Genomic DNA, 13,183 nt, shown 5'->3' with positions numbered 1-13,183 from the left:
TTCTCCAACTCTTTGATCTTATTTTGATTTCACAGGCTGTTCTTGAGCAGCCTTAACAGCAGCTGCTATCGTTTCTGCGTATAGCTTAGCACCTTCTTCGAGCTTGCTACTGTCATTCCCAAAGTGAACTTGGTCTGTTCCAGCCCAGATTTCAGGGTGTTCCTTAGCGACCTTATTCCAGTCGGCGATGCTCACGTAAGGATTCTTTTCAGCTAATTCCCGTGCATAAGCCGCATACTGCTCAACTGATTTGTAAGTCTCCTTGCTCTTGTCACCTTCATAAGGAGTTACAAGAATCAGATGATGGCCTTTGGGAAGATTTTTAACTATCGTATCTAAGTCATCTTTATAATTCTCTGGTCCGTTTACACCCGTTGCAATGACAACTGTTTTTAAAAGTACCTTGTTCTGGCTGTTATTGAGCATGATGTCATTGGCTTGCTTGGTCGTCCGACTAACCTGAGCGTTGATATTTGCTTCAGGAAGGGCCTCTTGTAAGGCTGTATTAGCACGCAAGGCTACCGAATCTCCAATCAGACTCGTTCCCTCAGAAATTCCAAGTCGGCTAGCCTCTGCTTGCTCAGCAAGAGTCTTTGTTTGTCCTATATTGGTCTGGGCTTGCTTGAAACCATTGACCATCAAGTCTGTCTCAAAAGCTCCAACTTGAGGAGCCACAGTTATGATAATCAAGGTAATCAAGGTAAGAATGCCAGCACCACCAGCACTAATTGGTTTAATATGAGGCAATCGACTAATCTTCCGTATTAAAGGATTGGTCTTACCAGCAATCAATGGCTCAATAATATAGAAGGATAGGATAGCAAAGAAATAAGAAAAGATGATTGTCAGAATAACAGCAGGCAAATTACTCATCAACTGAGAAAAGATAATATAAAAAGGCCAGTGGAAGAGATAAACCGCATAGCTGGTATCCGCTAGAAAGGTGATTATCCGAGGTTCTTGTATCTCAGGCGTTTTCTCATGCAAGACACGCGCAGCAAAAATCATGACCACGGCCGCTAAGCTGGCAAACACGAAGCCAAATAAGTACGCAAACAGGTAGGTGAACTTGACAAAGAAAGTCAGGAGCAACAATACCAAGAGACCTGCAGCGAACACCAGTAGGTTCTGACGAAGATCCCACGTCCGATCAAACTGCTTGACTAAATCACTCGTCTGACGAACACCTACAACCGTCGCCAAAATGCTTCCTAAAAAGAAGGGATAGACATGGGTCAAACTTGAAAAGTAGACAGATGAATAGGAACTAACTATTAGACTGCCAATAAACATGGAGAAAAAGCTAATGATGAAAGCTCCCGCAGAAAGGAGAAAGACCATCCCTCTCAATTGGCTACTAGATTTTGAGCGTTTGGATAAGAACCAAACCGCTAAGCCCCAAAGAATATAGTAGTGAACCTCAACAGCCAGACTCCAGTTGTGAACAAAGAGATGCGGAATGAACTGGGATTCATAACTTCCCCCTGTTAACATCTCATAGAAGTTGGTCATAAAACCAAGAACTCCAGCTATCTGGCCACCAATTCCAGCAACATAGTCTTGACGAACCAAAAAAGTAAAAGGCATGGTCACCAAAACCATCAGCACCACAGGTGGCACGATGCGGTAAAACCGTCTCTTAAAAAAGCCCAGCAAATCAATCTGGCTTTTCTTTCCAAACTCTTCTAAAAGGAGGGAGGTAATCAAGAATCCCGAAAATGTGAAAAAGACATCTACCCCAAAGAATCCTCCAGGAAAGATGGTCTGAAAGAAGTGGTACAAAAGCACCAAAAGTAAACCTGTAATCCTAATCAAGGAAAACCATTTAATACGCATACGAGTCTATTCTCCCTTTCGTTATACACTTTATTCTATCAAAAAAAGAAGAAAAATCCTACGAGAAAACGTAGGATTTTTAGCTTCTATAAATTCCATTTTAGAAATTGCGTCCTGACTTATTGTAGCCATATTTTTCCACAAAATACTCACGGAATTCCAAGAGATTGTCATCCATGATAGCTTGGCGGACCTGCTTCATCAGGTTAAGCAAGAAGTAAAGATTATGGTAGCTAGTCAAGCGGATACCAAAGGTTTCATCAGCCTTGAGGAGGTGACGAAGATAAGCGCGTGTATAGTTCTTACATGTGTAGCAATCACACTCAGGATCCAGTGGCGTAAAATCCTCAGCAAACTGAGCATTTTTGACAACCAAACGTCCCTGACTGGTCATACAGGTACCGTTACGAGCGATACGAGTCGGCAAGACACAGTCAAACATATCCACCCCACGAATGACCCCATCAATCAAGCTATCTGGCGCTCCCACTCCCATCAAATAGCGAGGTTTGTTTTCTGGGAGAAGTTGGGTTGTGAAGTCCAAGACTGCATTCATCTCTTCGTGCGTTTCTCCCACTGCCAAACCACCGATAGAGTAGCCTGGGAAATCCATGCTGACTAGGTCGTGAGCTGACTGACGGCGAAGGTCTTCAAATCCTGCCCCCTGTACAATCCCAAACAAACCTTGGTCATGTGGGCGACGGTGAGCCTTCAAGCCACGCTCAGCCCAACGACTGGTACGCTCGATGGATTTCTTAACGTAGTCGTAAGGTTGATAAAACTGAGGACATTCATCAAAAGACATCATGATATCTGAGCCTAGATTGTTCTGAATAGAAATAGCCTTTTCTGGCGATAGGAACATCTTGGAACCATTGAGATGGTTTTTAAAGGTTACCCCTTCTTCGGTGATATTTCGGCTATCTGCTAGAGAATAAACCTGAAAACCACCACTATCTGTCAAAATAGGCTGGTCCCAGTTCATAAATTTGTGGAGACCACCTGCGCGTGCGATGAGTTCATCTCCTGGACGAAGCCACAGATGATAAGTATTAGAGAGGATAATTCCCGAACCCATCTCCTTCAACTCCTCCGGTGACTGAGTCTTGACAGTAGCTTGGGTCCCAACTGGCATAAACATAGGCGTTGGGAAGGTGCCGTGAGGGGTGATGATTTCTCCCAGACGAGCTCCTGTGTGTTTCTCTTTCTTAATCAAACGGTATTTGATTGGTGAATCTGACATTTTCTACCTCCGAAGCTGGGAAAGACAGTCCCAGTTCATACTTTGTGCCCAAAGGCATACTGTATGATTTTATCAAAAAAAGCTGGAACTGTCACGAACTATGGTATAATGAAAGAATGAAATACCCAAAAATTGATTTAAAAACCATTCGTCTGCAGACTAGGCAATTTCAGGCTGAAAATCCCCGCCTCTTTCTCGTCTATCTCTTACCTAGCATACTGCTCATCTTATCAGGCTTTCTCAACCCCTTGGCTCGTCTCCAAGAAAGTGTTTTAGAGCAATCCTTTTTCAACATGCTGGCACAAGTGCTCCAAGCCTATCTCTTCCCGCTAGTGGTTTCTTTTATGAGCACGATTTTTCTAGCAGGTGCTGCCTTTGCGACACTCCGACTTCTCAAGGATCCTGATACGGAACTCTCAGTAAAATCAAGCCTGACCCTCTTTGCTGAAGAGCGCTTCTCGCAAACCTTCCTAACTCTGCTCCTCAAACGTTTCTACCTCTTTTTATGGAGCATTCCAAACTTAGTAGGCGTTTATTTTCTCTTTTATAGCAATCTATTGGCTAGGAGATTTGTTGCCCTACATCCTGAATTTCCAAAACTAGACCTCTCATCCGTTGAAACGGAGCAGTTCCTTCTGACCTTTGGGCTCTACTTTTTCGCGAGTCTCATCTTGATGATTGTGGGAAACATCCTCTACATTCCACAACATTATGCCTACTCGCAGGTAGAATTCCTCCTCTGCGACACTCTGGATTTAGGACAGGCTAAACCAAGGCAAATCCTGAAAACCAGCCGTTTCTTGATGAAGGGTTACAAGTTTCAACGCTTTGTCCTCGACTTACAACTACTCCCTTGGTACTTCCTCAACTGGATCACCTTTGGGATTGCTAGTTTCTCAATCCTTCCCTATATCCAAAACAATCACATCTTCTTTTACAGAGCCCTACTAGCCCGTAAACGCCGAAATGGATAAGAGCATACAAAAACCAGCATCTTTCAGGACGCTGGTTTTCTTATTTCAAAAGTAACATACTCAGCAGAGTCAAAATAGCGGGCCCACCTTGCTTCAGAAGAATCTTCTTGTCTGCTGTCAGAGAACCGTAGGTCGCTGCACCAAGCACAAATAAAACAAAGATAGTCACAATTTCCAAGCTTTGCGAAAAATAAATCCCATACAAGAGAAAGACACCTATCAAAGCATTATAAATCCCTTGATTTTTAAATAATGAGCTCACTGAAGGACGAGCCAGTTCTTCCTTAACCACATTAAACACGCGACTAGTAGTATCTGATTGCGTAGCCACACTTTCCAGATAAAAAATGTAAAAATGCTCCAAAGCAACGATAGTTGCTAAAATGATTGTAAAAATAGACATATTCTTCTCCTTAAAATTCTATTTTTTCTAGACCTGACACTAGTTTCGTCAGTAAAGTTGTTAGCTCTTTCTGCTCGGCTGTCGATAAGATGCTCTCCATCTGTTCCTTCACTCGCAAATGATGTTTAGGCGGACTGACTAAGAGTTGATTCTTGGCTTCTTGGGTTAATTCAACTAAGACTTCTCGCTGATTGGCCGAATTACGCTTGCGACTGACATAGCCCTCTGACTCTAGTATCTTAAAATGACGGGTCAAGGCCGCCTGGTCGATTTGCAACTTCTCCTGAACGGCAATCTGGTTGCAGGGTGACTGCTGCAGTAAAAACTGCAAGATTTGATAGCGGGTCAAACTAATTCCCAATTGTTTCTCAAAAAGTTGAGTGATCATCTGATCTGTTAAATGGAGCTGGTACAGTAAGTCGTTAATTTTTTTCATTTCTACCTCCTTGCGTACACTTGATTTATCAACTATTGATTTGTCAAGTATATTACAGAAAGATTAAAAACGCAACTATTTTGCTTACTCACGAAAAATAGCCTCTTGGTTTCAATCCCAAAAGGCTATTATTTCTATATTCTAGATAAAATCCAGCACTAACCTACCAAATCTGCTCGAAGGATTTCTCCCTCTTTATCAATGACAACTTCGATGGCATGGCCTGCAAAAATTTCCTCGCTATCATCATAGTAGAGGGTCAATTCCCCGTCTTCGTTGATCGATAGTTCACTCAAGGAAAGAGAGTTGGTAAAATACTCTTCTGTTAACTCCACATCATTTTCATCTGAATCTATCCAGTCTTGAGCTGTTTCCCACAGTTCTTTGACAATATAGTCTTTAATCCGAGTATCTTGAACTTGGAAAGTTCCCATAAATTTCTTTAGATCATCAAAAGAACTTGGAGGGAGACTTTCATCTGCACTCGCAGCAAAGATAGCATGAATCTTACCACCCTCGTAAGTGATAAATCCTTCAAACCAAGAATAGGCTCTGTTTAAGGTGAATTCGCCAATATCGTCTTGAATGATGACCGGTTTTTGATAGGTTTCAATCAAGGTCTCTAACCTAGAGTCTGAGGATTGGTCATCTAGGTATTCCAGCAAGTGGTAGCAGTTATTAGCTACTTCTGACATATATGGCTCTAACTCCATGAAGGGGCGTTTTTGACATTTGATATGATGAATTTTGTAGGGTTCAAAACTAAAGCCCCATCTCTTTTCTTCAAATTCCTCAGGAGTCAATACCCATTCCAAACGTCCCTCACGTTCAGAGAATTCCTGGGTTGCAACATTGACACTAGCTTTAAAATGAACGGACGGCATTTTACAACCATCTTTTAAAGAAGCGGCCCCAGTTACATTTTGGAGGGTAAAAATCAAGAATTCGACAATTTCACCACAAAATTCCTCTTCAAAATCATCTCTTGTTTTCTCAAATGGAGTTTTTAATCGATTTGTCATTCACTTCATCCTTTCTCTCTATGCTTAAAAGCGTTAGTATAGTTTTGTATCCGCTTACATTTTAACATGTTTTAGATTTTATTTCACTTATTAATACTATTTAACACAAAAAGAAGTGGAAACTCAATCAGTTCCCAACTTCCATTTTAATGATTAGTTCATTGAAACGTGAACGTGGTCATAGTGGTTTTCAGTTACGCTACCACGGTCTGGCATTGGATTCCACGTGTAGGCTGGTCCATATTTGCTATCGTATGGAGCGTAGAAACGTTGCTTCCAGATGATGTAGTTGATACCACGGCTAGCCATATTTTTGACTGCATATTCTGCAATTTGATTTCCGAGCGCTGAACTCACTGGAACCATAAAATCGATGGCCAAACCTTTACCATGGTCACCACTGTCACCAGGACGGTAGCCACTAAAGGATGTAATCCGAAACAAGTTGGCTACTTCTTCTTTAAAGGCTGCCGTCTGTGGTTGAAGACCTGCATTTTCAGAATTAGCTACAGCAAGTCCTGCATAGTCAGGAGCCGCTGGAGCTGAATAAGTTCTTGAAGGAGTTTGGCTTTGCTCTGCTTGATAAGTCGAAGTTGCAGTGTCAGAAGTTGCTGTTGATGCTGCTGTACTTGTTCCTCTTGTATCAGCAGGTGTTTCAGTTGCTGGCGCAGCTGCTACTGGTGCTTCTGCTGGAGTCGTTTCAGCTGTTTCTTCAACTACAGGTGCTTCAGTAGATGGTATCTCTTCAGCAGCGGTCGCTGTCTCAGAAACTTCTGAACTTGGTGCTACTTCTGTTGGTTTTTCAGTCTCTGTTGCACTTGGTACTTCCTCAATTGGTTGAGAAAGGTCTTCCACTTGAACTGTTTGCTCATCGACTGTCACTTGGTTGGTCGTCAAATCAGCAGTCGCAGTCGTCACTTCTTCACTAGAATCCGCTTGAGGAGTTTGGATTTCAACTTCCGTCACCTCTTCTGCCTCATTGACAGTTGTAGTGAGGACAGTATCTGGGAAAATCAAGTCCATATTGGTGATTTTGTTCAAATTAGCAAGAACGGTCACATCTACTCCCAAAGCTTCTGCAATGGTGCTCAAAGTATCACCATACTGTACTGTATAGCTTGTTTTGTTGTCCGTTTTAGTCAAATCGTTTTTGATTTGCTCAACGGTACGAGCAGTCCAAAGGATCTCCTCTGCTTGAGTTGCCAAAACTGGGGCAAGAGACAAGGCTACTGTTGAGGCTAAAATAATTCTTTTCTTCATTCTTTCCTATTCCTTTCAAATGAGTACCTGTCTATCATAACACAAAAAAAGCAGAAAAAAAGCCCTCTCGGGCCTATTTAACAGAACTGTCTATTCCTTGTAACAAACTCGATTACTTGAAATAGTTTGTTAGGTTTCTGTCACGCAACTGACAAAATTTTTTTATTCCTCAGCTTCAAAAATGCGAGGAATATCTGCTAATTCTTGAATCCTTTGATTCCCTTCATAAGACGACTCTAAAAAATTGATGCTTTGAAGGCCGCTATTCTGGGCAAATTCCACATCCAAAGTCCGGTCCCCTATATAATAGGTGTTATCAGGATTCAGCTGATACTTGTCTAGCAGATAGTTAGCCGCTTCTGGACCGGGCTTGCGTGCAAAACCACTCTGACTGGTTAAAATCTCTGTGAAATAGGATTCCAACCCCAAGTCTCTTAGAATAGTAAAAGCATTTTCCCCCTTATGAGTATAGACAAACTGCTGAATCCCTGCTTCGTCTGCCCAAGCTAGCACTTCACGCGCACCTGGCATCAAAACTACCTGAGCATTCTTCTCAGACAGACTCTGGGCACGCACCTGATTGAGCACTTCCGCATCCAACTTTCGCTCTTCTGCCACCTGCTCCAGCAAATCCTGCACTGAATACCTAAGGATAAACTCTCTCACTTTCTCCTTATCATAAGGAATAGCAAACTGACCAAAAGTCTCCTCAATCCCGGACAAAATCGCTTCGTAAGAGTCCAATAAGGTCCCGTCTAAGTCCCAAATAAAAGCTGTTTCTTTCATCTCCTATCCTTTCAACATCATATAACGCTGGTAACGGTAACGTAGAAATAACCAGCGAAAACCGTTATCCAAAAGGGTTCCTGCCCAAATACCAGGCAAGCCCCAACCAAGAACAATGCCCATCAGATAGGCAGTCCCGATACGGATACACCACATCCCGATACTTGTCGCATAAAAGGGGAGACGAGCATTTCCCAATCCCTGCCAAACCGCCGTATAAATAACTGTCCCTGTCGCCATGGGAGTCCCTAGTAGTGAGAAAAGTGCCACCAAAACGCTAGCTTCAACCGCTATAGGATCAGTCGTATAGAGATGTGTCAGTGGTATTCCCAAGGCATAGATGCTGAGTGTCAAGGGCAACATAAGGACGAAAGAAAGCCAAAAGGTTTGTTTGCTTACCTCGTCTACTCTTTTCCAGTTATCCTCTCCAACTGCTCGAGCCACCAGCATGACCGTTGCCGTAGCGACGCCAAAGGCAGGCATATAGTTAAACTGGGTCAAAACCTCCCCGATTGCATTTCCCGCTACTGCCTCCGTCCCAAAAGAGACGACCAAGGCAATGATCACTACATCTCCAGCCCTCATCATGAGACGTTCTCCTGCCGCTGGCAAAGCCAAGGTCAATAGTTCTTTATCTAAAGCAAAAGTCGGTTTCTCAAAAGGCAGCTTTAATTGCGACCACAAAATCACAAGACCAACCAAGCGAGACAAGATGGTCCCCCAAGCAACACCCGCTATCCCCATATCAAAGATAAAAATAGCTAGACTTGAAAAAAGAATATTCAAGGCATTGGATAAAAGACTAACATAGAGGGGCAGACGCGGATTATGCGTTGCACGAATCAAGGCACCCAAACTGGTCATCAAGCCCAAGAGAACAATCGATCCGCCTACTAAAGATAGGTAGAGTCCACCACTTTCGGCCACAGCCTGCTCAGTTCCTAAAAGTCCTATCATCTCTTGACCAGAAAAGATGGATAAGGCCCCTAAAAGTGCACTCAGCAATAGGGTTATCTTTAGAGCCTCTGTCACGTGATAAGCCAACTTGGACTGATCTTTCTGCCCCAAACTTTTTGAAATAACACTGGAAATAGCAGCTCCCAGAGCGATAAAAATCGCCTGGTAAATCGTGATAATATTGCCAGCTACTGAAACACCTGAAATAGCGATTAAGCCCAAGTGAGCGACCAAGTAACTATCCACCATGCCCATGAGCATCTGCAAAAAGTTTTCCCCCATAGCTGGCAATGCAATGTTGAGAATGTCTTTATTTTTCTTAATCAATCCTTCCTCCTGATGAAAAGAAACTCAGTTGGTTTCCCAACCGAGTTTACTCCCTCTGTCTTAAAGTCCTAGATAAGTCTCAACCGCTGCTTGCATATCAGCAGCTGCCACTGTTGTTTTATGACGAACTGGAGCTGTTTCAAGGCCATCAACCGCTGGTGGCACTGCCACTCCTGAAATGTTATGTAATTGAGCCAAGGCTTCAAAGTCAGTTAAGCCTGCTTTTCCTGTTACAGCTTCTACTGCAACCACCGGGAACTTGTATGGACTAGCTGTTGAAGCAATCACTGTCTTAGTCGTATCGCCAGTAGCCGCTTGGTATTTTCTATAAACAGCTGAGGCAACTGCCGTATGAGGATCCTCGATATAGGCATCTATTTGATAAACACGTTTAATTTCTGCCGCAGTTTCTTCCTCAGTCGCATATTCAGCTGCAAAGAGATCCAGAATCGCTGCATCAAAGTCTGTCAATTCATATTGTCCTTGTGTACTCAAGGCATTCATGAGTTCAGTTGTCTTAGTTGCATCATTCCCCAAAAGATGGAAAATCAAACGCTCCAAGTTTGAAGATACTAAGATATCCATAGATGGACTAGTCGTCACCTTGAACTCACGTTTCTTGTCGTAAACACGTGTTTTAAAGAAGTCAGTCAAGACATTGTTGTCATTTGAAGCACAGACTAATTTACCAACTGGCAGACCAATTTGCTTAGCATAAAAGGCAGCCAAGATATTTCCAAAGTTTCCTGTTGGTACTGTAAAGTTGACCTTTTCACCAGTCACAATCTCACCAGACTTGACCAACTGAGCATAAGCATAAACATAGTAGACAATCTGTGGTACCAAACGACCAATGTTCATAGAATTAGCTGATGAAAACTGTAGCTTATTAGCTGCCAATTTTTCACGAAGTTCCACATCGTTGAACATGTGCTTCACGTTTGTTTGTGCATCGTCAAAGTTACCATCAATAGCAATAACATGAGTATTGTCGCCAGTCTGAGTAGTCATTTGCAACTCTTGTACCTTGCTGACACCGTCTTTTGGATAAAAGACGATGATCTCAGTACCAGGCACATCCGCAAAACCTGCCATAGCAGCTTTTCCAGTATCACCAGATGTCGCTGTCAAGATGACGATTTTGTTCTCTAAACCATGCTTTTTAGCAGCAGTCGTCATAAAGTATGGCAAGATAGACAAGGCCATATCCTTAAAGGCAATCGTTGAACCATGGAAGAGTTCCAAATTGTATTGCCCATTCAGTTTCACCAATGGCGCAATCGCTGGAGTATCAAACTTGCTATCGTAGGCATTGTTGATACAGTAGTCCAACTCCTCAGCTGTAAAGTCATCTAAAAATGCTGATAAAACTAATTTAGCCACTTCTTGGTAAGAAGCATCTTTCAATTTTTCAAAGTCCAAATCTACCTTTGGATAAGTAAGCGGTGTAAACAAACCACCATCCAACGCCAAACCTTGCAAAATAGCTTGGCTGGCAGTTACTGTATTGTTGGCATCACGCGTTGATTGATAAACTAATGTCATGAATCTCTATCCTTTATCTATAGTCTCTTCCATTATATCATGATTTTTCAGAAAATTCTCCCTTTATAAGTGAAATTATAGACCCAATTCTTTCTTCAAAGGCTCTAAATAAATCATTTCTTGCTTATCTCTTTTATCCAGTCCTTCCGCAGCTAGGATGAGTAAGTCTTTAGAAAACTCGAGAATCGCAGCTTCTTCCTGATCTATAAGTTTTTTCTTAGAAAACTGCCGTCTCAATGACTTGTAATCACGTCCAAATATGATAAAAAATGGAGCCTTTTGCAAATAAGTTTCTAATTGATCTAAATTAACCAACAATCCCAAGTGAAAGGCAGCAGAAGCAAAAGTCCTATCAAGCGGCTGAGTACACACACTACGAAACTCGATGGTCCCCCGAGTTGTCAAATCTTGATACTGGTAACTACGGTGTGTCTGAAAGTCCTTCTCCTGAGGATAAAGAAGGATCTCTTTCCCATCAAGGGCGAAGGCACGAATTTCCGGGGTTCCTAAGTAATCTTTTGCTCGAATTGGATAAAAATAATAGGTTTCACCATCCCGCTCTGCTGTAAAAATCGCAGAATGATTTAGATAGTCAAAAAAATCAGCCTCATCTTTAAAGAGTCTAGCATTGACACCTACATTCTCTGGATAGATCCCATGCATAGATTTTTCCCAAAAAATATCTCTTGAAACTTTGGTATCCCAGTCTGCCCCCGAAAACACAGAATTGGCAAACAAATAGGCTTTTGCTGCTTCAATTTGCGTAAAAGCATTGATAACACGCAGGTAGTTGGACTTTGAAACGTCCAGTTGAACCTGACTACCGCAGATAAAAGCGCCATATTCAGGGAAATGATGTAAATCTGATTTAGTAACATTTCTACTCAAATTCAAATAATCCATCAACATCTGATAGCGGGTATAAACCACCGGTTGATTCTCATTCTTCTCCCAGTATGGATGGATTCCAGAACCAACAATGGCATGATTTGTTTCACCCAACTTTTTCTGAATCAGATCCATGTAGTCTCTAAAACGCTCCTCAACCTCTTGAATGGATTTAGCCCTACCAAAAGCAAACTCAACGGTCGTATAAGCAACTTCAAATAAGATTGTATCCTGACTGACCGGATCTAGTAACTGAATTGGATTTCCAAAATCATCAACTTTCTCAACTGTAAACTTCAGAACAGAAGATAAATACCGAAACAGTTCCTTAACAATCTCAATATCCGTAGCCTTACCCTCTAAATTTACAACAGGATACTCCAGCTCAACCCCAACAAATAAATCAGGCTTCTCTTTTATATTTTCTAAGTAGCGCTTCTTAAGCAAGTCAACCGAACGAGACATTAACCACCAAACTCTTTCATAATCAAAATAAATTGTGAATAAGTAATATTATACCAAAAATACACTAAAAATGATTAGAATAAGAAGAAAAAGATGATTCATCAGTTATCTGTACTTAAAGAAAAAATATCAAAATCTTCACTAAATCAAAAAACAAGGTCCGAAAACCTTGTCTTTATTACTATACCGGCGGCCGGGGTCGAACCGGCACGTCCTTGCGGACACTGGATTTTGAGTCCAGCGCGTCTGCCAATTCCGCCACGCCGGCAAATAGTAACTGGGGTAGCTGGATTCGAACCAACGCATGAGGGAGTCAAAGTCCCTTGCCTTACCGCTTGGCTATACCCCAATAATATAAAATAGGCGAGTGATGGGGATCGAACCCACGCATGCCAGAGCCACAATCTGGTGTGTTAACCACTTCACCACACCCGCCATAATTCTATAAACACGGGCAGTAGGAATTGAACCCACACTGAAGGTTTTGGAGACCTTAGTTCTACCTTTAAACTATGCCCGTAACTAAAGGAATGGAAGGGGAGGGATTCGAACCCCCGAACCCGAAGGAGCGGATTTACAGTCCGCCGCGTTTAGCCTCTTCGCTACCCTTCCTAGTCATAAGTATATGGCGCGAGACGGAATCGAACCGCCGACACATGGAGCTTCAATCCATTGCTCTACCAACTGAGCTACCGAGCCAAATTGCGGGAGCAGGATTTGAACCTACGACCTTCGGGTTATGAGCCCGACGAGCTACCGAGCTGCTCCATCCCGCGTTAATAATAAAAAGGAGGATGTGGGATTCGAACCCACGCACGCTTTTACACGCCTGACGGTTTTCAAGACCGTTCCCTTCAGCCAGACTTGGGTAATCCTCCAAAAATAGTCCGTACGGGATTCGAACCCGTGTTACCGCCGTGAAAAGGCGGTGTCTTAACCCCTTGACCAACGGACCATATTCATAAATGGGCACGAGTGGACTCGAACCACCGACCTCACGCTTATCAGGCGTGCGCTCTAACCACCTGAGCTACGCGCCCA

The 13,183-nt window shown here is 42.7% G+C and carries 11 protein-coding genes and 10 tRNA genes; 1 reads left to right on the top strand and 20 read right to left on the bottom strand.

Annotated features, from left to right (window positions below; translation table 11 throughout):
- Positions 1-18: 18 nt before the first annotated feature.
- Both K1I53_RS08995 and tgt read right to left on the bottom strand, forming a co-directional pair.
- Entirely contained in the window at positions 19-1,836 is a 1,818-nt protein-coding gene (locus tag K1I53_RS08995) for an acyltransferase family protein (RefSeq protein WP_223329148.1), read from the bottom strand.
- Between the two features lie 100 nt (positions 1,837-1,936).
- On the bottom strand, positions 1,937-3,079 hold the full coding sequence (gene tgt / locus K1I53_RS08990) for a tRNA guanosine(34) transglycosylase Tgt (protein WP_001285237.1): 1,143 nt from the start codon (positions 3,077-3,079) through the stop codon (positions 1,937-1,939).
- A 116-nt stretch (positions 3,080-3,195) separates the two neighbouring features.
- Here tgt and K1I53_RS08985 point away from each other — a divergent pair, with 116 nt between their 5' ends.
- Positions 3,196-4,053 (top strand): DUF975 family protein, encoded by an 858-nt coding sequence (locus K1I53_RS08985; protein WP_223329147.1) that lies wholly within the window; start codon positions 3,196-3,198, stop codon positions 4,051-4,053.
- A 40-nt stretch (positions 4,054-4,093) separates the two neighbouring features.
- Here the strand turns inward: K1I53_RS08985 and K1I53_RS08980 are convergent, their stop codons facing one another.
- From K1I53_RS08980 to K1I53_RS08895, 18 genes are all read right to left on the bottom strand, one after another.
- Positions 4,094-4,456, bottom strand: a complete 363-nt coding sequence (locus K1I53_RS08980) for a DUF1304 domain-containing protein (RefSeq protein WP_223329146.1) — start codon at positions 4,454-4,456, stop codon at positions 4,094-4,096.
- Positions 4,457-4,466: 10 nt separating this feature from the next.
- Positions 4,467-4,892 carry a MarR family winged helix-turn-helix transcriptional regulator gene (locus K1I53_RS08975; protein ID WP_223329145.1) on the bottom strand — a complete coding sequence of 142 codons (426 nt, stop codon included), beginning with the start codon at positions 4,890-4,892 and terminating at the stop codon, positions 4,467-4,469.
- Positions 4,893-5,050: 158 nt separating this feature from the next.
- Complete coding sequence (locus K1I53_RS08970; RefSeq protein ID WP_000184913.1) at positions 5,051-5,914, bottom strand: DUF2262 domain-containing protein; 864 nt, start codon at positions 5,912-5,914, stop codon at positions 5,051-5,053.
- A 153-nt stretch (positions 5,915-6,067) separates the two neighbouring features.
- A complete protein-coding gene (locus K1I53_RS08965; RefSeq protein WP_125450082.1) occupies positions 6,068-7,174 on the bottom strand; it encodes a LysM peptidoglycan-binding domain-containing protein in 1,107 nt (368 codons plus the stop codon).
- Between the two features lie 162 nt (positions 7,175-7,336).
- Positions 7,337-7,960 carry an HAD family hydrolase gene (locus tag K1I53_RS08960; protein ID WP_223329144.1) on the bottom strand — a complete coding sequence of 208 codons (624 nt, stop codon included), beginning with the start codon at positions 7,958-7,960 and terminating at the stop codon, positions 7,337-7,339.
- A 3-nt stretch (positions 7,961-7,963) separates the two neighbouring features.
- Positions 7,964-9,244 (bottom strand): MATE family efflux transporter, encoded by a 1,281-nt coding sequence (locus tag K1I53_RS08955; protein ID WP_223329143.1) that lies wholly within the window; start codon positions 9,242-9,244, stop codon positions 7,964-7,966.
- A gap of 60 nt (positions 9,245-9,304) precedes the next feature.
- Positions 9,305-10,789: a threonine synthase gene (gene thrC / locus K1I53_RS08950; RefSeq protein ID WP_223329142.1), complete on the bottom strand. Its 1,485-nt coding sequence runs from the start codon at positions 10,787-10,789 to the stop codon at positions 9,305-9,307.
- 75 nt (positions 10,790-10,864) lie between these two features.
- Entirely contained in the window at positions 10,865-12,142 is a 1,278-nt protein-coding gene (locus K1I53_RS08945; protein WP_223329141.1) for a gamma-glutamylcysteine synthetase, read from the bottom strand.
- 184 nt (positions 12,143-12,326) lie between these two features.
- Positions 12,327-12,410: transfer RNA gene (locus tag K1I53_RS08940), tRNA-Leu, on the bottom strand.
- Positions 12,411-12,419: 9 nt separating this feature from the next.
- Positions 12,420-12,491 (bottom strand) — tRNA-Gln (locus K1I53_RS08935).
- A gap of 13 nt (positions 12,492-12,504) precedes the next feature.
- Positions 12,505-12,577 (bottom strand) — tRNA-His (locus tag K1I53_RS08930).
- A 14-nt stretch (positions 12,578-12,591) separates the two neighbouring features.
- Positions 12,592-12,662: transfer RNA gene (locus tag K1I53_RS08925), tRNA-Trp, on the bottom strand.
- An 11-nt stretch (positions 12,663-12,673) separates the two neighbouring features.
- Positions 12,674-12,754 (bottom strand) — tRNA-Tyr (locus K1I53_RS08920).
- 14 nt (positions 12,755-12,768) lie between these two features.
- Positions 12,769-12,841, bottom strand: a tRNA-Phe gene (locus tag K1I53_RS08915).
- 3 nt (positions 12,842-12,844) lie between these two features.
- Positions 12,845-12,918 (bottom strand) — tRNA-Met (locus K1I53_RS08910).
- A gap of 12 nt (positions 12,919-12,930) precedes the next feature.
- Positions 12,931-13,020: transfer RNA gene (locus tag K1I53_RS08905), tRNA-Ser, on the bottom strand.
- Positions 13,021-13,025: 5 nt separating this feature from the next.
- Positions 13,026-13,097: transfer RNA gene (locus tag K1I53_RS08900), tRNA-Glu, on the bottom strand.
- A gap of 11 nt (positions 13,098-13,108) precedes the next feature.
- Positions 13,109-13,182 (bottom strand) — tRNA-Ile (locus tag K1I53_RS08895).
- Between the last annotated feature and the right edge of the window lies 1 nt (position 13,183).

This window comes from Streptococcus oralis, assembly GCF_019929365.1.
Lineage (GTDB): Bacteria > Bacillota > Bacilli > Lactobacillales > Streptococcaceae > Streptococcus > Streptococcus oralis_BT.
This window is presented reverse-complemented; position numbering and strand designations above follow the sequence as displayed.

Coding starts and splice junctions, on each gene's coding strand:
- K1I53_RS08995 (WP_223329148.1), bottom strand. CDS start 1,836: ATGCGTATTAAATGGTTTTCCTTGATTAGGATTACAGGTTTACTTTTG.
- tgt (WP_001285237.1), bottom strand. CDS start 3,079: ATGTCAGATTCACCAATCAAATACCGTTTGATTAAGAAAGAGAAACAC.
- K1I53_RS08985 (WP_223329147.1), top strand. CDS start 3,196: ATGAAATACCCAAAAATTGATTTAAAAACCATTCGTCTGCAGACTAGG.
- K1I53_RS08980 (WP_223329146.1), bottom strand. CDS start 4,456: ATGTCTATTTTTACAATCATTTTAGCAACTATCGTTGCTTTGGAGCAT.
- K1I53_RS08975 (WP_223329145.1), bottom strand. CDS start 4,892: ATGAAAAAAATTAACGACTTACTGTACCAGCTCCATTTAACAGATCAG.
- K1I53_RS08970 (WP_000184913.1), bottom strand. CDS start 5,914: ATGACAAATCGATTAAAAACTCCATTTGAGAAAACAAGAGATGATTTT.
- K1I53_RS08965 (WP_125450082.1), bottom strand. CDS start 7,174: ATGAAGAAAAGAATTATTTTAGCCTCAACAGTAGCCTTGTCTCTTGCC.
- K1I53_RS08960 (WP_223329144.1), bottom strand. CDS start 7,960: ATGAAAGAAACAGCTTTTATTTGGGACTTAGACGGGACCTTATTGGAC.
- thrC (WP_223329142.1), bottom strand. CDS start 10,789: ATGACATTAGTTTATCAATCAACGCGTGATGCCAACAATACAGTAACT.
- K1I53_RS08945 (WP_223329141.1), bottom strand. CDS start 12,142: ATGTCTCGTTCGGTTGACTTGCTTAAGAAGCGCTACTTAGAAAATATA.